Source organism: Paraburkholderia sp. Cy-641 (assembly GCF_011752945.1).
In the GTDB taxonomy this organism is placed as follows: Bacteria; Pseudomonadota; Gammaproteobacteria; order Burkholderiales; family Burkholderiaceae; genus Paraburkholderia.
In genome coordinates this window covers 184,540-201,863 of sequence record NZ_VWWM01000001.1, presented here as the reverse complement: position 1 = coordinate 201,863, position 17,324 = coordinate 184,540, and the positions used below count along the sequence as shown (strand labels likewise).

General features: G+C 62.9%; 15 protein-coding genes. 10 read left to right on the top strand and 5 right to left on the bottom strand.

What is annotated here, in order from left to right; all coding sequences use genetic code 11:
* Positions 1-34 precede the first annotated feature (34 nt).
* The 3 genes from F3J20_RS00920 to F3J20_RS00910 are packed head-to-tail and all read left to right on the top strand — an operon-like array spanning position 35 to position 2,695.
* A complete protein-coding gene (locus F3J20_RS00920; RefSeq protein ID WP_167281496.1) occupies positions 35-904 on the top strand; it encodes a glycine betaine ABC transporter substrate-binding protein in 870 nt (289 codons plus the stop codon).
* 10 nt (positions 905-914) lie between these two features.
* Entirely contained in the window at positions 915-1,568 is a 654-nt protein-coding gene (locus F3J20_RS00915) for an ABC transporter permease (RefSeq protein ID WP_167037605.1), read from the top strand.
* The gene (locus F3J20_RS00910) at positions 1,565-2,695 is read left to right on the top strand and encodes a betaine/proline/choline family ABC transporter ATP-binding protein (protein WP_167281425.1); all 1,131 of its coding nucleotides are present in this window, start codon (positions 1,565-1,567) and stop codon (positions 2,693-2,695) included. The genes F3J20_RS00915 and F3J20_RS00910 overlap by 4 nt, the downstream gene beginning before the upstream one ends.
* A gap of 103 nt (positions 2,696-2,798) precedes the next feature.
* Here the strand turns inward: F3J20_RS00910 and F3J20_RS00905 are convergent, their stop codons facing one another.
* From F3J20_RS00905 to F3J20_RS00895, 3 genes are all read right to left on the bottom strand, one after another.
* A complete protein-coding gene (locus tag F3J20_RS00905) occupies positions 2,799-3,362 on the bottom strand; it encodes a GAF domain-containing protein (RefSeq protein WP_167281423.1) in 564 nt (187 codons plus the stop codon).
* A gap of 27 nt (positions 3,363-3,389) precedes the next feature.
* Positions 3,390-4,811, bottom strand: coding sequence for an MFS transporter (locus tag F3J20_RS00900; protein ID WP_167281421.1), 1,422 nt, complete (start codon positions 4,809-4,811; stop codon positions 3,390-3,392).
* Positions 4,812-4,880: 69 nt separating this feature from the next.
* Entirely contained in the window at positions 4,881-6,665 is a 1,785-nt protein-coding gene (locus tag F3J20_RS00895) for a gamma-glutamyltransferase family protein (protein WP_167281420.1), read from the bottom strand.
* A gap of 217 nt (positions 6,666-6,882) precedes the next feature.
* Between F3J20_RS00895 and F3J20_RS00890 the strand changes: the two genes are divergently transcribed.
* Positions 6,883-7,560, top strand: a complete 678-nt coding sequence (locus F3J20_RS00890) for an FCD domain-containing protein (RefSeq protein ID WP_167037589.1) — start codon at positions 6,883-6,885, stop codon at positions 7,558-7,560.
* Between the two features lie 25 nt (positions 7,561-7,585).
* On the opposite strand, the gene F3J20_RS00885 is transcribed toward F3J20_RS00890, so the two are convergent.
* Positions 7,586-8,911, bottom strand: a complete 1,326-nt coding sequence (locus tag F3J20_RS00885) for a type II toxin-antitoxin system HipA family toxin (RefSeq protein WP_167281418.1) — start codon at positions 8,909-8,911, stop codon at positions 7,586-7,588.
* A 2-nt stretch (positions 8,912-8,913) separates the two neighbouring features.
* Positions 8,914-9,426, bottom strand: coding sequence for a helix-turn-helix transcriptional regulator (locus F3J20_RS00880; protein WP_167281416.1), 513 nt, complete (start codon positions 9,424-9,426; stop codon positions 8,914-8,916).
* Positions 9,427-10,187: 761 nt separating this feature from the next.
* Here F3J20_RS00880 and F3J20_RS00875 point away from each other — a divergent pair.
* The 6 genes from F3J20_RS00875 (at position 10,188) to F3J20_RS00850 (ending at position 17,212) form a co-directional block, all read left to right on the top strand.
* Positions 10,188-10,565: a hypothetical protein gene (locus F3J20_RS00875; RefSeq protein ID WP_167037580.1), complete on the top strand. Its 378-nt coding sequence runs from the start codon at positions 10,188-10,190 to the stop codon at positions 10,563-10,565.
* Between the two features lie 11 nt (positions 10,566-10,576).
* Complete coding sequence (locus F3J20_RS00870; protein ID WP_167281415.1) at positions 10,577-10,792, top strand: YMGG-like glycine zipper-containing protein; 216 nt, start codon at positions 10,577-10,579, stop codon at positions 10,790-10,792.
* Between the two features lie 457 nt (positions 10,793-11,249).
* A complete protein-coding gene (locus tag F3J20_RS00865; protein WP_167037574.1) occupies positions 11,250-12,821 on the top strand; it encodes an alpha/beta hydrolase in 1,572 nt (523 codons plus the stop codon).
* Positions 12,822-12,948: 127 nt separating this feature from the next.
* The gene (locus F3J20_RS00860) at positions 12,949-13,944 is read left to right on the top strand and encodes a LacI family DNA-binding transcriptional regulator (RefSeq protein WP_167037571.1); all 996 of its coding nucleotides are present in this window, start codon (positions 12,949-12,951) and stop codon (positions 13,942-13,944) included.
* 211 nt (positions 13,945-14,155) lie between these two features.
* On the top strand, positions 14,156-15,940 hold the full coding sequence (locus tag F3J20_RS00855) for an IlvD/Edd family dehydratase (RefSeq protein WP_167281413.1): 1,785 nt from the start codon (positions 14,156-14,158) through the stop codon (positions 15,938-15,940).
* An 84-nt stretch (positions 15,941-16,024) separates the two neighbouring features.
* The gene (locus F3J20_RS00850; protein ID WP_167281411.1) at positions 16,025-17,212 is read left to right on the top strand and encodes a fumarylacetoacetate hydrolase family protein; all 1,188 of its coding nucleotides are present in this window, start codon (positions 16,025-16,027) and stop codon (positions 17,210-17,212) included.
* Positions 17,213-17,324 lie beyond the last annotated feature (112 nt).

The window sequence follows — 17,324 nt, the reverse complement described above, 5'->3', positions numbered from 1 at the left end:
CATACGCCGTGTTCTGCGTTTCGCAAGCGCCTGCATGATCGCGCTTCTCGTCGCGGCGCCGTGCGCTTCGGCATTCGCGTCGACCATCCGGCTCGGCGCGAAGAACTTCACCGAACAATACGTTCTCGCGGAAATCACATCGCAATACCTGCGCTCGCGCGGCTACACCGTCGAGGCGCACTCGGGTCTCGGCAGCACGCTGATGCGTAGCGCGCTGGAAAACGGACAGTTCGACGTGGTGTGGGATTACACCGGCACGGCGGCGCTCGTCTACGACAAGATCGAAGAAAAGCTCACACCGCAGCAGATGTACGAGCGCGTCAAGGCGCTCGACGAACCGCGTGGTCTGATCTGGCTCGACGCGTCGCCGGTCAACGATACCTATGCGCTCGGCCTGCCGGGCCGCGTTGCGCAACGCACGGGTATTCGCACGGTTTCGGAACTTGCCGCGTACCTGGCGAAGCATCCGGAATCGAAGCACTTCGTCTTCGGCATGGATGCCGAGTTCGCCAATCGCCCGGACGGTCTGAAGCCGCTGCTCGCGGCCTACGGCATGCATTTCCGGCGCGCGCAGCTCAAGCAGATGGACCCCGGGCTCGTCTATACGGCGCTGCATAACGACCAGTTGACGATCGGGCTCGTGTACACGACCGACGGCCGCGTGAACGGCTTCGGCATTGTGCCGCTCGAAGACGATCTGCACTTCTTTCCGCCCTACAACGCTGTGCCGATCGTGCGCAAGGAAGTGCTGGAACGCAATCCGCAACTCGCGAAGCAGCTCAACGCACTCTCCGCGGTGCTGAACAACGACGTGCTGCAGAAGATGAACAAGGAGGTCGATCTGGACGGCAAACCCGTGCAGGACGTCGCCGCCGAGTTCCTGCGCACGCATACCTTACCGTGAAGGAGTCCGCATGAGCGTAATCGACTATCTGTTATCGAACTGGCAGGACCTGCTGCACCTCACGCTGCAACATATCAATCTCGTGGGCATTGCCGTCGGCTGCGCGATCGTCGCGGGCGTTCCGCTAGGCATCCTGATCAATCGTCACGCGTGGCTCGCCGGGCCGCTGCTCGGTCTCGCGACCGTGATTCTCACGCTGCCCTCGATCGCGCTGTTCGGGCTGATGATTCCGGTGTTCTCGCGCTTCGGGCAGGGCATCGGCGCGCTGCCTGCGATTACGGCCGTGTTTCTCTATTCGCTTCTGCCGATCATGCGCAATACGCACCTGGCGCTTGCCAGCGTGGACGCCGGTATCAAGGAAGCGGGCACGGGCATCGGCATGACGGCCTGGCAGCGGCTGCGGCTCGTCGATTTGCCGCTTTCGGTGCCGGTCATTCTGGCGGGCGTGCGCACGGCGGTCGTGATGAACATCGGCGTGATGACGATCGCCGCCGTCATCGGTGCGGGCGGCCTTGGTACGCTGATCGTGCGGGCCATCGGCCAGAGCAGCATGATGAAGCTCGTGGTAGGGGCGGTGCTCGTCAGCATTCTGGCCATTGTCGCCGACCTGATTCTGCAGGCGCTGCAACGCGCCTTGACACCGAAGGGAGTACAAAAAACATGATCGAACTCGACAAGCTGACCAAGACGTTCCCGCGCAAGGACGGGCAAACCGTGCGCGCCGTCGACTCGGTGAGCCTTTCGGTGCCGGAGGGGGAAATCTGCGTGTTCCTTGGGCCGTCGGGCTGTGGGAAAACGACCACGCTCAAGATGATCAACCGCCTGATTGAGCCGACTTCCGGGCGCGTGCTCATCAACGGCGAAGATACGGCGGGCCTCGACGAAGTGAGCCTGCGTCGGCGTATCGGCTACGTGATCCAGCAGATCGGCCTGTTTCCGAACATGACCATCGAGGAGAACATCACGGTCGTGCCGCGTTTGCTGGGGTGGGACAAGCAGCGCTGCGCCGCGCGCGCGGCCGAACTGATGTCGATGGTGGCACTCGATCCGAAGCTATACCTGAAGCGCTATCCGCGCGAACTGTCCGGCGGCCAGCAACAGCGCATCGGCGTGATCCGCGCGCTCGCGGCCGATCCGCCGGTGCTGCTGATGGACGAACCGTTCGGCGCAGTCGATCCGATTAACCGCGAATCGATCCGCAACGAGTTCTTCCAGATGCAGCGCCAGCTCGGCAAGACGGTGATCATGGTGAGTCACGACATCGACGAGGCGATCCAGCTCGGCGACCGCATCGCGGTGTTCCGTCGCGGCCAGCTGATCCAGTACGACCACCCCGACACGCTGCTCGCGCGGCCTGCCGACGAGTTCGTCGCGCAGTTCGTGGGTCAGGACAGCACGCTCAAGCGCCTGCTGCTCGTGAAGGCCGGCGACGCCGCCACGCAGCCCGAGACCGCGCAGGCCGGCACGTCTCTGGCTCAGGCCTTTGCCACGATGGATGAAAGCGACACGCGCCACCTGACCGTGCTCGATGAAACCGGGCGGGCGCTCGGATACGTGGCCCGCCGGGCGGCGCGCGGCGCCGAGGGGGTATGCGGAGACCGGCTGAGCAACTTTCCCGCGACGGCGTCGATCGACGACAACCTGCGTATCGTGCTGTCGAAGATGTACCAGTTCGCCGCGTCGTGGTTGCCGGTGCTCGACAACGAGGGGAGCTACCTCGGCGAAATTACGCAGGACTCGATTGCACAGTACCTGAGTTCGGGCCGCTCGCGCCAGGCGATGGCCGCCTGAGGGTCAGCGCGATTCGGTGCGCGCGGCATCGAATCGTTAACACGCTTCCCGTTTTGCCAAGCACGTCGCAAAACGGGAAGCGTGCGATGCCGTGAGGCATCTTTCAGGAATGAACCGCACCGGCAGAGAACTGCGCATTCTGTTTGAGCAGTGCGGGAGCCAGGAAAGCGCCGATCGTGAGGCCCATGCTTTCGTGATGGCTCGCGTACCAGCCTTCTTCGTGCGTCAGGTTCATCGTGCCGATGCACACACCGTCGTAGGCAATGGGAATGTTCAGTATCGAGCCGAGGCCCATGCCGGCCATCACCGCGTGGTCGTCGAACGCTTCGCGAATGCCTTGCGAGGTGGCGGCGCGAAACGGCCTGAGATCCTGCAAGATCTGTTTTGCCCAAGCGGTGCCTTGCTTCTTCTTGCGGCCGCCAAGCGGATAAACGTCCGGCATGTTCGTGTAGACGCGTTCGACTTCGTGGTGTTGCGCGTCGTACGACATGATCGTCAACAGCCTGAAGCCTATCGTGCTCGCGGCTACCTCATGAACCGCGCGGAAAATTTCGTGCGGCTGATCTTTCAGGCGGATCGCCATCGCGAGACGTTCGAGGTCGGCAATGGTCAGTGCCTGCGTGTCGCGCAGCGCAGGCTCGGTCGGGTTGGCTTGCATCGTTTGCATGGAAGAGTCCGAAAAAGGGCGGTGCGTTCAGCTGTGCAGGCGGGAAGAAGACTTGAGCTGGCCCGCTGCGTCAGGCGCCGCTGCGAACTCGCTGGCCTCGATGTCTTCCAGCGAGCGGTTGCGCGTTTCGATGCCGAGGAAGAACACGACGCAAGCACCGATCAGCAGCACCGCCGTGGTCATCGCGAACACCCCGAGGAAGCCCGATAGCGGATAAACGAGGCCGACCAGAATCGGCGCGCTCACTGAGCCAATGCGGCCGAACGAGGACGACGATCCGGTGCCGGTCGTACGCACCGCGGTCGGAAACACTTCCGGGGTGTAGGCATAGACGCCGGCGAAAGCGCCGTTCATGAAGAACGACAGCGCGATGCCCGCGGCCATGATCTCGAGGCCGGAGTGAGAGAACGCGAGCGTGATCGCCGCAATTCCGCCAAGCAGCATGTAAGACGCGACCACGCCTTTGCGGCCGATCTTTTCATTGAGCCATGCAGCGGAGAAATAGCCGGGAATCTGCGCGCCGTAAATCGCAATCGAATAGCCGAAGCTCTTCGTGATCGTGAGTCCTTCCTTGACGAGCAGGCTCGGAATCCACGAGAAGAACGAGTAATACGCGAAGGCCACCGAGAACCACATGAGCCAGCTCACGGCGGTAGTGCGCGCGAGCCGCGGCGACCACAGCGCGAGCACGTTGTGCAACGCGCCACCGCTCGCGGGCGCGGCCGTGGGCAGCGGCGCGGCGCTTGCCGCGCTCACGGGGGCGAGCGTAATGCCTTTGCCGACGAACCATGCTTCGATTGCGCTGACGATGTCGTTTGCCTCGGTCGCGCGGCCCTGGCTTTCGAGCCAGCGCGGCGATTCGGGCAGCGTTCTGCGCCACCACAGCAGCATGACGACGGGCAGTGCGGTGATGACCGCGAGATAACGCCAGCCATCGGCGAAGTTGCGCACCACGGCGAAACCGAGAATCGAAGAGCTCAGGTAGCCGAACGACATGAAGCCGACCAGCGCGCCGCAGAACATGCCGCGATAGCGCCGCGGCACGAATTCGGCGAGGAACGGTGCAATGACGACGGTCTCCGCACCTGAGCCGAAACCGGCGACCACGCGTAATGCAAAGAACGTGTGCCAGTCCTGTGCGGTGGCACTCGCGAGCGACGCGACGCAGTAGATCGCGAGCGCGCTCATCATGATGCGGCGGCGGCCGATCACGTCGGCAAGCACGCCCGAGAGGAACGCGCCGAAGAAGTAGCCGATATAGGTGCTACTCGCGACGAGGCCGGTTTGGGCACTCGTCAATTGCCAGAGCTTGCTCACGACCGGCAGCAGGAAGGCGAGCGACGACGAATCGAGGCCGTCGAACATGTATCCCAGTCCGCCGATCAGCAGCAGTCTGCGATGAAAATTCGATATCGGCAGTCTTTCAAGACGGGCGGCGACGGCGGACACGGCAACTTCTCCTGATGATGCTGATGAAAATGGCGCGGCGAGCGCCGCGCGTTCTGTACTTCGGGCTGCTTATCGCCCGATTGCGTAGGCTTGCATCTGACGCGGCGTGGCGGCGCCACGCAGCAAACCGTTTCTGATGCTGACCGCGCACACGCGGCCCAGCGCCCACGGTTCCGCGACGGTCAGGTCGTGACCGCGCGCGCGCAACTCGGCGAGCGTGCTTTCCGGGAAGCGCGACTCGGCGGACATCTTGCCGAGCTGCATCGCACGCGGATAGAACGAGCCGGGGAAGTGCGCGGTCTGGAACGACGGCGCATCGACGGCGGCCTGGAAGTTCATGCCGCCATGCACGTGCTTGAGGAATAGCTGCAGCGACCATTGATCCTGCTGATCGCCGCCCGGCGTGCCGAAGGCCGCGTAGGGCTTGCCGTCGCGCGTGACGAGCGTGGGCGACAGCGTGGTGCGCGGACGGCGGCCCGGACCGAGCGACGAAGGCAGGCCTTCTTCCATCCAGAACATCTGCGCGCGCGTCGTGACGTTGAAGCCGAGGCCGGGCACTGCCGGCGACGCCTGCAGCCAGCCTCCGGAAGGCGTGGCCGAAACCATGTTGCCCCAGCGGTCGACGACGTCGAGATGCACCGTATCGCCGCGCAGTTCAGGCAGCGGCGCGAACGTCGGTTCGCCCTGGCCGAAGCCGCCCGCCTGTTCGCGGCCGGCATTCGCGATGATGCGCGCGGCGCGCTGTTCGCTGTCGCCGAGTTGCCCGGGGCGGAATTCGAACGACGCGCGGCGCGGATCGACGAGCTTGCGACGCTCGTCGTTATAGGCATCGCTGAGCAGCACGTCCATCGGCACATGCGAAAACGCGGGGTCGCCGTAGAACACGTCGCGATCGGCAAATGCGAGCTTCGAACACTCGATGACCGTATGAACGAAGTCCGGCCCGAGCGGGTCCATGGCGCCGAGGTCGAAACCCTTGAGCAGCGCGAGCTGCTGCAGGAACATCGGCCCCTGGCCCCACGGTCCGGTCTTGTGAACGCGCAGGCCCGCGTAGTCGTACGAGACCGGGTCTTCGTAGGTGGGCTCCCAACGCGCCAGATCGCCTGCATCGAGCAGGCCGTAATTGCGCTGGCCCGAGGTGTCGAGCACGGCCGTCGAACGGAAATACTGGTCGATCGCATCGGCGACGAAGCCGCGATAGAACACGTCGCGCGCGCGTTCGCATTGTTCGGCGCGGTCGCTGCGCGTATTCGCTTCGCGCAGGATGCGCTTGTAGGTCTCCGCGATCGCGGGATTGGCGAACAGATGGTTGGGCGTCGGCACTTCGCCGTTGCGCAGCCACTGCTCGGCCGAGGTGGTCCATTCGGTGCGGAAGAAGTCCTTGATCGCAAGGATCGACGCCGCCATGCGCGGCAGCACCGGATAGCCGTTTTCCGCGTAACCGATCGCGTAGCTCAGCACGTCTTCGAGCGGCAACTGGCCGTAATCGCGCAGCATGGCCATCCATGCGCCGAACGCGCCCGGCACCACCGCGGGCAGCAGACCCGTGCCCGGCACGACGTCGAGCCCCAGGTTGCGCATCCGTTCGATGGTCATGCGCTCGGGCGTTACGCCCTGGCCGCACAGTACGCGCACCCGGTCTTCGCGCGCGCTATAGAACACGACCGGCAGTTCGCCGCCCGGACCATTCAGATGCGGCTCGACGATCTGCAGCACGAAGCCGGCTGCCGCGGCGGCATCGAACGCATTGCCGCCTTTTTCGAGGGTGGCCATTGCCGAGGCGCTCGCGAGCCAATGTGTCGAGGACACCATACCGAAGGTGCCGATCAGTTCCGGACGGGTTGTAAACGACATGCGCGACTCCTTTGCGACAGCGGGACCAATGATAGAACCAATTATGAATGGTTCCATTGTAAAAGATAGAAGAGTAAGGCTAATGCAACCCGGTTGCACCCGGTGTTAACCCGATATACACGGCCAGTATAGCGGATAAAAAATACCCTGAAGGACGGCGTGCGGTCTCGCCGGGATTCTGATATCGTTTAAACCAATTAATATTGGTTCGGAAAAAATGGAAAAGCCAGTACTGGATGCGTTGCTCGACTACATTGCCCAGCATCGCCTGAAGGATGGCGATGCGCTGCCGCCCGAACGGACGCTTGCGGAAGAACTGGGCGTGAGCCGCCGCGAGTTGCGCTCGGCGCTGGCGTCGATGGAAGCCTCGGGCCGCGTGTGGCGTGGCGTCGGCCGTGGCACTTATCTCGGCGCCCGGCCGCTAAAGTTCGCGCCTACGCTGCGGGGGCTGCGCGTCGGCACCAGTCCGGCGGACATCGCCGAAATGCGCCTGCTGTTCGAACCGGCGCTTGTCGCACTGGCGGCGACGAAGGCGAGCGGTGACGATCTGCAGGAGCTGGAAAAGTGCGCGCGTAAAAATGCTGCCGCGAAAACCGACGACGAATGGCAGCAATGGGATCACCGCTTTCATCTGCTGATTGGTCAGGCTACGCGAAATCCCGCGCTGATTGCGTTGATGGAAGTCATCAACGGTATGCGTGTGAAACCGGAGGTCCGCGAAAAAACGGCCGCGCAGGAGACGCGGCAGTATTTCGCGCAGCAGCACCAGGAGATCGTCAATGCGCTGAAAGCACGCGACGCGGAAGCGGCGGCGCGCTACATGCGCGAGCATTTGCTGAGTGTTCAGTGGCGCGCGTCGGCGAAGGTGGATGAAGTCGTGGCGCGGCAGATTTGAAGAATGCGTTTTTCCGGCTTTTTTTCTACTGCGCCAGTTTTCTGTTCAACCGGCGCATGCCGTTGAACACCGCATCGGCGACGTCCATCGGAAAGTCGTCGGGCAGTTGCGACGATACTTCATCGATGACCGTATCGGTTCGCGCGGTCAGTTCGTCGATCATCGTTTCGACGGCCGCGGCGGAAAAACCGGTGCGTTGTCCTTCGGCAATCCAGTGTCTTCGCTGGATCTGATTGAGCAGGTAGTGGACGTTTTTGCCGCGAACGGCCATCGCGAGTTTCACTCTTTGCACGGCTAGACGGCTCGGGCCCGAACCGATGATCGGATGCGCGGAGAGCACGTCGTAAAGCGGCGTCGATTCGTAACGATTGCCTGCGAGATGCGCGATGCTGAAGTTCTTCGCATGGCCATCGGTGGCGGCGAGTAGCCAGAAAATCATCTGCGTCGTGAAAAAGTTGCGCCGGTCCGTTGCGGCGCGAGACGAGCCGGCGAGTACTTCCATGATGGTCTCGATACCCGGGCCGCCATCGGATTCGTATTTATGAAGCGCCGATGTGCCGGTTGCCTGGCACATGTCTTCTTGCGGCAGCCGCACGATCCACGTTGCGTCGCTCGATGGTCTGCGATCGAACCTCTCGACGATCAATGCTTTCTCTTCGTCGAAGCGCGCGATTTCGCAGTGGGCAACGGGCAGGCCGTAAGCGGCGACGATGTGCGAACAGAGCCATTCGTTTTCGACCGACGTGCGCATGTCGGCGCGCATGTTGCCGACGAGCCCGAGCGGCAGCTTGAAGATATGCGTGGTCGGCGTGCTGCCTTCGGGCAGCAGCCAGCGATTGCGATGACGAAGCAGCGCGGTTTTCTCCTGCGCCCCGGCGATCGACAGGCGCAGGTCTTCGAGCGGATCGTGCTGGCCGAGCGGTGCCGCCGAGGTCGTGCCGCGCAGCAGGGCGGCGACGTCGCTTTCTCCAAGCTCGCGTCCCTCGATGCTCGTGAGGTCGGTGGGCGCTTCGTCGGGCGGCAGCATCTGCAGCGCGCCGACGCAGTCGCGGCCGAGCGCGGCAAGCAATGGAAACGGCGCGGTGCTGCCGGTCCTGTAACGCGTGGCGATGCGGCGCCGGATCGGTTCGCTGTCGGGCAGCAGATTGTCGAAATAGTCCGCGACGATCTGGCCGCGATATGGCTGATTGCCTGGTGTAAAAGGCAGTGACAGCGAGAGCGGGCGCCCTTGCGGATCGTCGATCCATTCGTCGAGATACGTCAAACGCTCGCCGTTGCGTGTCGTTTCCCAATAGCCGACCTGCAAGCCGTTCATCCACAGATTCAGGCGGCTTTGTGTGTTGCGTGCCATGCTCACCATTCCTCGCGTTTTTTGCCGGTGCTTGCGGATTTCGCGGCGGCGCGCGTCGGTTCGGACGCGCTATTGCCGCGCGCGGCGCGGCGCGTGGTCGTGCTGGCGGGCGGCTTCTTCGCGGCGGTTCGCGGGCGAGCGGACTTCGCCGCCGATGTTGGCTGTTTGCGCGGCGTTGCGGTGGTGCGCTTTTCGCCGATGCCTGCCGTGGTAGTGGTTTTGCCGCCGACGCGCCGGGTGGGCGCACGGCTGGTTGATGACGGCGTGACACTTGCCTCGGCGGCTTCGCCTGGCGCCGCGCCGGTCTGCACGAGTTTCAGATCGACCTGCAATATCCGCAAGACCTTGAACAGACGTTCGACGCTGACGGCGGCCGGATTCGCTTCGAGTTGCGCGTAAGTCTGCTGCGTGACGCCGAGGCGGCTGGCCATCGCGGCCTGGGTGAGTGCGGCGGCTTTCCTGAAGCCTTGCAGGATCGGTCTCAACTGGCTCAGCGTCTTGATGGGGTAGTCCACGACAGGTCTCCGGCCGGCTTCGGCGTGACAACAGGCCAAAGCCTGTAAATGACTCGTACAGTCTATACCCTGTATTTTTCAAATACAAGCTAAAGACTGTTAATGCCGAAGATATGGCCGTTCGGATCGGCGTGACGCGGATAGAACATTTAACGCAACTAACGGTCAACAGCTTCAACCCCTTCTTTCGCTGCTTTGCAGCCATTCCAGACTATTGCCATCAGGTCGCGATCGAGCGTAACTGAACCGATCGAATTTGAATAATTGAAACGTCAATCGCTCTTTATTGATTAATGTAAAAACATTGAAAATTGAGAGGAAAAATAGAAGATCATATTTCACAAAAAAGTGACGAAACTCATATGTAATGCTTCCGGCATATAAAAGATTCGTTCAATAAAGCGATGAGTGTTTACGCGCATTGCATTCCTTTACCCGTTATTCGATCGTCAATTTATTCAATAGCATTGTTGCGCGAAGGGCACGACAGCAGGCTTGGAAATTACAGAAAACTCTGTAGACTCTATGGCGTGCCTGAGGCGCACGCGCGTTAGCAAACCATTTGAATTCGTCGAGAGAATTTCAGGTCTCGCAATAGCTATTTCTCTATTGAACCTGATTCGATGAACCATGCCGACCCGGTGAACCTGAAAAGGAGATTCGACGAGAACGAGACCGATCATTCTTCCAAATAACTCGATCGATGCCGCGGGTATTTCGGCGGCAGGCCGCTGGAGAACATTATTTCCATGGAGTATGTAATGGCAATCAAACCACAATGGCGAACGCTGTTATCTCTGACTTTCCTGTCGCTGGCCGTGATGAGCAACGTCGCGCGCGCGGACAACATTCCAATTGTCACGGGTCAGCAATGGATGGAGTCGTCGCCGGAAGCGAAGAAAGCCTATCTCGTCGGGATTGCCAATCTGATCGAAGTCGAGCGCGCCTATGCCGGCAATGCGGCGAACGCCAGCGACATCGCGCAGCGCTTTGGTAAAGGCATGCAGGGGCAGACGCTCGACAGCGTGCGCGTGGGGCTCGACAACTATTACGCATCCAATCCGACGATGATCCAGCACCCGGTGATCGAGACCCTCTGGTTCCAGATGGTCGTGCCCGGGCTGAAGAAAAACCAATAAGGAGAACGATCATGAAACGACTTGGATGGATCGTGAGCATCGGAACGCTGGTTGCGATGATCGGCTGCACGGACATGAGCCCGCAGGCGCAGGGAACGATGAGCGGCGCCGCGCTCGGCGCCGGCGCGGGAGCGGGGATTGCGGCGATCTCGGGTGGCGATGCCTGGACCGGCGCGATCATCGGCGGTGCGGCGGGCGGTGTGGCCGGCAATATGCGCGGCCGCTAATGGAACGATGAGCAGGGGTGTACGGGACGCGGCATGTATCGCGTCCCGTACTTTATTCATGAACCGGATGGCTTGATCCGATTGAGCGAGTCATCGGGCGAGTCGATCTTTTCCATGCCGCTGAAAGGTGTTCGTTGCATCGGCTCCTTCACAACTTCCCCACGACCTCCCCACGATGAGTGCGGGAATTCCGTGCAGTTTTCCTCGCGTCGAATTCCGGATAGCGCAGCGCGTCGATCTGATCGGCCTGTTTCATTCGCGCTTGCGGCATCGCCGCGCACCTCAGGTCGTTATGCTAATCATCCGGCAGTGCCTGCCGTGCAACGGCCATAGAGTTTGAACGGATGATTAAAAGACCTTAGGATATCCAGACCGGAACGCCGTCGACACGACGGTCTCAGCGTCCGACGCGGACAGCAGTCTGCGTTGCGGTGCAACCTTCATCAAGAGAACACGAATGCTACGCACGTCGCTGAAGGTCATCAAGATAAGTGCATGGGTTGTGATTCTGTCGGCCGTACTCGCACTCGGTCTGCGCGCATGGTACTCGCAGCGCGGTCCGGCGCTGTCGGTCTGGCATACCTATGTGCCGCGCGAAATGACCGCGGAAGAGATGGACACCGGCGACTGGAACGCCTATATGAAAGCGGAAGCGCGCATTTTCGAGGACGTGCGCGTCAATGTCGTCGAAAAGCTGAAGCCGTCCGAGCGCGTTGCGGCAAACCGGTATTACGAGGGCTCGCCGATCTTTCCGCCGCATTTTGCCTACGACTGGAATCACTCATACATACTCGAACCGTCGGGGCCGCCCGTTGGCGCGGTGGTGTTGCTGCATGGCATGACGGATTCGCCGTACAGCTTGCGGCATATCGCACGCAACTATCGTGATCGCGGTTTTGTCGCGATCGGCATCCGCTTGCCGGGGCACGGCACCGTGCCGGCCGGGTTGACCGACGTTCACTGGCAGCAATGGGCCGCGGCCACCCGGCTTGCAGTGCGCGAAGCGCGCCGGCGTATCGGCCCGGACAAGCCGCTCGAACTGGTCGGCTTCTCGAATGGCGGCGCGCTGGCGCTGCAATATGCACTGGATGCGATCGAGAACCCGGCGCTTACGCGTCCGACTCGCGTCATTCTGATTTCACCGATGATCGGCGTGACGCGTTATGCGCGCTTTGCCGGTCTCGCGGGACTGCCGGCGATATTGCCGGCATTCGAGCGCGCCGCATGGCTTGGCATCGTGCCGGAGTTCAATCCGTTCAAGTACAACTCGTTCCCGGTGAATGGCGCGCGGCAGTCGTATCTGCTCACGAGCGTCATTCAGGAGCAGATTGCGAGGCTCGAGCGCGAGAACCGGCTTGCTACGTTGCCGCCGATTCTCACGTTCCAGTCGGTGACCGATTTCACGGTCAGCACGCCCGCGGTGATGTCGTTGCTCTATGACAAGCTTCCCGAGAACGGCAGCGAGGTCGTCCTGTTCGACGTCAATCGCAGCGTGCGTTTCAGGACTTTCCTGCGCGTCGCGTCTTATACGGCGCTGTCGCGGCTGCTGCGCATTGGTCCGCAGAACTATCGCACGACGGTCATCGCCAATGCGTCGCCGGACTCGGCACATATGATCGAGCGCAGCGTCTATGCGGGCGAAGTGCAAACGCGCGTGCAGCCTTTGGACATCGATTATCCTCAGGACATCTTCTCGTTGTCGCACGTCGCGATTCCGTTCCCGATCACCGATGCGTTGTACGGCATTGCGCCGGACGACTCGGAAAACTTCAACGAGAACCTCGGCACACTCGCGCCACGTGGTGAACGCGGCACCTTGATTCTGACGCTCGACTCGATGTTTCGCATCGCGTCGAATCCGTTCTTCCCGTATCTGCTGCAACGTATCGACGAAGGCATCGGCAGGTTGCCGCCGGCGGTCGTCAAATCGCCGCCGCGTACACATGAAACCGCAGCGGGGCAGCCCGAAGATGCTGAGGAAGAACTCAATGCGCTCGAGCAGGCCGGTTCCGGCGAGCCAGAGCCTTGAGCCTTGAAGTGCGGGCGTTTTGAATCGGGCCGGCGGTGAGCGTCGCCAGGTATGATGTGCGTTCCGTGACTTTCGCGTACTCGCCCCGCGCCACACCATGACGTCCAGGCCACCTGTTCCGCCCCGCATGTCCGATGTTGCCCGGCGCGCGGGCGTTTCGAAGATGACCGTCTCGCGTGTGCTCGCGGGACGCAGCGTGTCGCAGACGACTCGCGAGCGGGTCATGAAGGTCATCGACGAACTCGGCTACGTCGCCGATGCGGCGGCGGGCGCGTTGTCGTCGGGACGCTCGGAGTTCGTCGCGGTGCTGGTGCCGTCGCTGTCGAGCTCGAACTTCTCGGACACGGTGCGCGGGCTCAATGCCGCGTTGAGCCCGCACGGTTTGCAGCTCCTGCTCGGCGACACCGACTACCGTCTCGACCAGGAAGAACTGCTCGTGCGTTCGATGCTGCGTCATCAGCCGCGCTGCGTCGCGCTGACGGGCAGCCGGCATACCGAGGCGACGCGCATGCTGTTGCAGCGCGCCGGCATCCCGGTTGTCGAGATGTGGGACTTGCCGGCCGATCCGATCGATACGGCCGTCGGCTTTTCGAACTCGGCGGCGGCGCGCGCGATGCTCCGGCATCTGCATGAACGCGGGTATCGGCGCATCGGTTTTATCGCGGGCGAGAGCGAACGCGACCGACGCGGCCTTGACCGGATGCGCGGTTACGTCGCCGAAATGAAGGCGCTCGGGCTCGGCGCGCCGCGCGTGATCCGGCTCGGCGATTCGCCGATCACCATGAGTCATGGCGCGCCGGCGCTCGGTGCCTTGCTCGAAACGTGGCCCGATACCGAGGCCGTGATGTGCGTGAGCGATATGTCGGCGTTCGGCGCAATCATGGAGTGCCATCGCCGCGGGCTGTCGGTGCCGGACGATATCGCCATCGCCGGTTTCGGCAACTTCGAGGTGTCGTGGTGCTGCCAGCCGACGATGACGACCGTGTCAGTGGACGCATACGGAATCGGCTTGCGGGCGGGCGAGACATTGCTCGCCGCGCTGGCCGATCGCGAGGCCGGGCGTGAGCCGCATAGGAAAGCGGTAAAGATCGACTTCACGGTGATTCCGCGTGAAAGCGCCTGAAAATACCTGAGCCGGTACGCAGGCCGCAGGCGTAGCGGCGCCGTACGGCATCGCCGGGGCTCCTGAATCACGAGGCGCTTTGCAGGGCCACATAAGCAGCCAGGGATATCCCTTGGTTGTTCGGATGCCACGCCACGCGTAACATCGACGAACCTATATGTTACCGGTAACTATACACGCCCAGGTAACCCTCAGGACAGAGAGAAGCATCATGTCAGCATCCAACCCACGCCGGCTGCGCAGCCAGGAATGGTTCGACGATCCCGCGCACGCGGATATGACGGCGCTGTACGTCGAGCGTTTCATGAACTACGGTCTGACGCGCGAAGAACTGCAATCGGGCCGGCCGATCATCGGCATCGCGCAGACGGGCAGTGACCTCGCGCCGTGCAACCGGCATCACATCGAGCTCGCGGCACGCACGAAGGCCGGCATTCGCGACGCGGGCGGCATTCCGATGGAATTTCCGGTACATCCGCTCGCCGAGCAGAGCCGTCGGCCGACCGCCGCGCTCGACCGCAATCTCGCGTATCTGGGCCTCGTCGAAATCCTGCATGGTTTCCCGCTCGACGGCGTGGTGCTGACCACCGGCTGCGACAAGACCACGCCCGCCTGCCTGATGGCGGCGGCCACCGTCGACATGCCGGCGATCGTGCTGTCCGGCGGCCCGATGCTCGATGGCTGGCACGACGGCAAGCGCATCGGGTCGGGCACCGTGATCTGGCATGCGCGCAATCTGCTCGCGGCCGGCGAGATCGACTACGAAGGCTTCATGGAGTTGACCACGGCGTCCTCGCCGTCGATCGGCCATTGCAACACGATGGGCACGGCCTTGTCGATGAACAGCCTTGCCGAAGCGCTCGGCATGTCGCTGCCCGGCTGCGCGAGCATTCCGGCCGCGTACCGCGAGCGCGGCCAGATGGCCTACGTGACCGGCAAGCGCATTGTCGATCTGGTGCGCGAGGATGTGCGGCCGTCGCGGATCATGACGAAGCAAGCCTTTGAAAACGCGATCGTGGTCGCGTCGGCGCTCGGTGCGTCGACCAACTGTCCGCCGCACCTGATCGCGATCGCGCGGCACATGGGCGTCGAACTGAGTCTCGACGACTGGCAGCGAGTCGGTGAACAGGTGCCGCTGATCGTCAACTGCATGCCCGCTGGCGAATATCTCGGGGAGAGCTTCCATCGCGCCGGCGGCGTGCCGGCCGTGATGCGCGAGCTTGCGAAGGGCGGCCTCGTGCACGAGCAATGCCTGACCGTGTCGGGCCGCACGATGGGCGAGATCGCAGCGGCCGCGTCCACGCCGGATCGCGAGGTCATCAGGACGACGGACGATCCGCTCAAGCACGGCGCGGGCTTCATGGTGCTGTCGGGCAACTTCTTCGACAGCGCGATCATGAAGATGTCGGTGGTCGGCGAGGCGTTCCGCAAGACCTACCTGAGCGAGCCCGGCGCGGAAAACAGCTTCGAGGCACGCGCGATCGTGTTCGACGGTCCCGAGGACTATCACGCGCGCATCAACGATCCGTCGCTCGCGATCGACGAGCGTTGCATTCTCGTGATTCGCGGTGCGGGCACGGTCGGCTATCCGGGCAGCGCCGAGGTCGTCAACATGGCACCGCCGGCGGCGCTCGTGCGCGAGGGCATCACTTCGCTGCCGACGCTCGGCGACGGACGTCAGAGCGGCACGTCCGCGAGTCCGTCGATTCTGAACATGTCGCCGGAAGCGGCGGTGGGCGGCGGCCTCGCGTTGCTGCGCACGAACGACCGCATTCATGTCGATCTGAATTCGCGCCGCGTCGACGTGCTGGTCGACGAAGCAGAACTCGCGCGACGCCGCGAAACCATGCAGTTCGAGATTCCGCCCGCGCAAACGCCGTGGCAGGAGTTGTATCGCAAGACGGTCGGCCAGCTTTCGACCGGCGGCTGTCTCGAACCGGCAACGCTCTATCTGAAGGTGATTGCCGAGCGTGGCAATCCGCGGCATTCGCATTGACATGCAGGTGACAAGACCGGGCTTCGCAGGCGATGCGACGTCCGGTCTTGCCCGTTTCCCCACTTATCCGAAAGAGCCCGTTCCATGTCCGCAACGTCCCCTTCCCGCTTTCTTCCTGGCGACCTGAACGACGCGTTGCTCGTCGGCCGCGTGTGGCGCAAGACCGAACAGCACGAAGGACCCTGCGTGGTCGTCGTGCGCGGCGGCGAGGTGTTCGACATCACTGCGGCGGTGTCGACCACCGCGGATCTGTTCGAGCGCGACGATGCCGCGCAGTTTACGCGCAGCACGCCGGGCATATCGCTCGGGCCGGTCGCGCAGCTGATCGAGGCGAATCTGGCTGGCGCCGGCGTGCCGGCCGTGCGTTTGCTCGCGCCGTGCGACGTGCAGGCGATCAAGGCCTGCGGCGTCACGTTCGCGGTCAGCCTGATCGAGCGTGTGATCGAGGAACAGGCGGGCGGCGATCCGGCGAGGGCAACGGAAGTGCGCGAGACGATAGCGCAGACGATCGGCACGGACCTGTCGAAGATCAGGCCAGGCTCGGAAGCCGCGATGAAGCTGAAGGCCGAACTCGAACGGCGCAATGCGTGGTCGCAATACATGGAAGTCGGAATTGGTCCGGATGCCGAAGTATTTTCCAAGTCGCAGCCGATGTCGGCGGTTGGCTTCGGCGCGGACGTCGGCCTGCTCGCCGCGTCGGTGTGGAACAACCCGGAACCGGAGATCGTGCTCGCGGTGAATAGCCGCGGCGGCATCGTCGGCGCGGCACTCGGCAACGACGTGAACCTGCGCGACATCGAGGGCCGCTCGGCGCTGCTGCTCGGCAAGTGCAAGGACAACAACGGCTCGTGCGCGATCGGCCCGTTCGTGCGTCTGTTCGACGACACGTTCTCGCTCGACTCGGTGCGCAGCGCGAGCGTGTCGCTGCGTGTCGAAGGCGCCGACGACGACTTCGTGCTCGACGGCGTAAGCCATATGAGCGAGATCAGCCGCGACCCGGCCGACCTCGTCGCGCAAACCTGCGGCCGCCATCACCAGTATCCGGACGGTTTTATGCTGTTCCTCGGCACGATGTTCTCGCCGATCAAGGACCGCGACGCGCCCGGCGGCGGCTTCACGCATCACCTCGGTGATCGCGTGACGATCTCGACGCCGCAACTCGGCGCGCTGATCAACACCGTGCGCCTCTCGACGGAAATCGAACCGTGGACGTTCGGCGTGCGGGCGCTGTATCGCAATCTCGCGGTCCGTGGTCTGCTGGGTGCCGCGTGACGCCGTTGTCGCGAGTTTGAATATCGACGGCGCGAGCTCTTCGCGCCATGAACCCTCGTCGCGGTGCGGCGAGGGACTGCCAGCCTGTCGCCAGACTCACCCGTGCAATCAG

Excerpts from the sequence above, each read along its gene's own strand:
- F3J20_RS00865 (WP_167037574.1), top strand. The coding sequence starts at position 11,250 with ATGCTACGCACGTCGCTGAAGGTCATCAAGATAAGTGCATGGGTTGTG.
- F3J20_RS00905 (WP_167281423.1), bottom strand. The coding sequence starts at position 3,362 with ATGCAAACGATGCAAGCCAACCCGACCGAGCCTGCGCTGCGCGACACG.
- F3J20_RS00895 (WP_167281420.1), bottom strand. The coding sequence starts at position 6,665 with ATGTCGTTTACAACCCGTCCGGAACTGATCGGCACCTTCGGTATGGTG.
- F3J20_RS00915 (WP_167037605.1), top strand. The coding sequence starts at position 915 with ATGAGCGTAATCGACTATCTGTTATCGAACTGGCAGGACCTGCTGCAC.
- F3J20_RS00860 (WP_167037571.1), top strand. The coding sequence starts at position 12,949 with ATGTCCGATGTTGCCCGGCGCGCGGGCGTTTCGAAGATGACCGTCTCG.
- F3J20_RS00870 (WP_167281415.1), top strand. The coding sequence starts at position 10,577 with ATGAAACGACTTGGATGGATCGTGAGCATCGGAACGCTGGTTGCGATG.
- F3J20_RS00885 (WP_167281418.1), bottom strand. The coding sequence starts at position 8,911 with ATGGCACGCAACACACAAAGCCGCCTGAATCTGTGGATGAACGGCTTG.
- F3J20_RS00875 (WP_167037580.1), top strand. The coding sequence starts at position 10,188 with ATGGCAATCAAACCACAATGGCGAACGCTGTTATCTCTGACTTTCCTG.
- F3J20_RS00910 (WP_167281425.1), top strand. The coding sequence starts at position 1,565 with ATGATCGAACTCGACAAGCTGACCAAGACGTTCCCGCGCAAGGACGGG.
- F3J20_RS00855 (WP_167281413.1), top strand. The coding sequence starts at position 14,156 with ATGTCAGCATCCAACCCACGCCGGCTGCGCAGCCAGGAATGGTTCGAC.
- F3J20_RS00890 (WP_167037589.1), top strand. The coding sequence starts at position 6,883 with ATGGAAAAGCCAGTACTGGATGCGTTGCTCGACTACATTGCCCAGCAT.
- F3J20_RS00920 (WP_167281496.1), top strand. The coding sequence starts at position 35 with ATGATCGCGCTTCTCGTCGCGGCGCCGTGCGCTTCGGCATTCGCGTCG.
- F3J20_RS00850 (WP_167281411.1), top strand. The coding sequence starts at position 16,025 with ATGTCCGCAACGTCCCCTTCCCGCTTTCTTCCTGGCGACCTGAACGAC.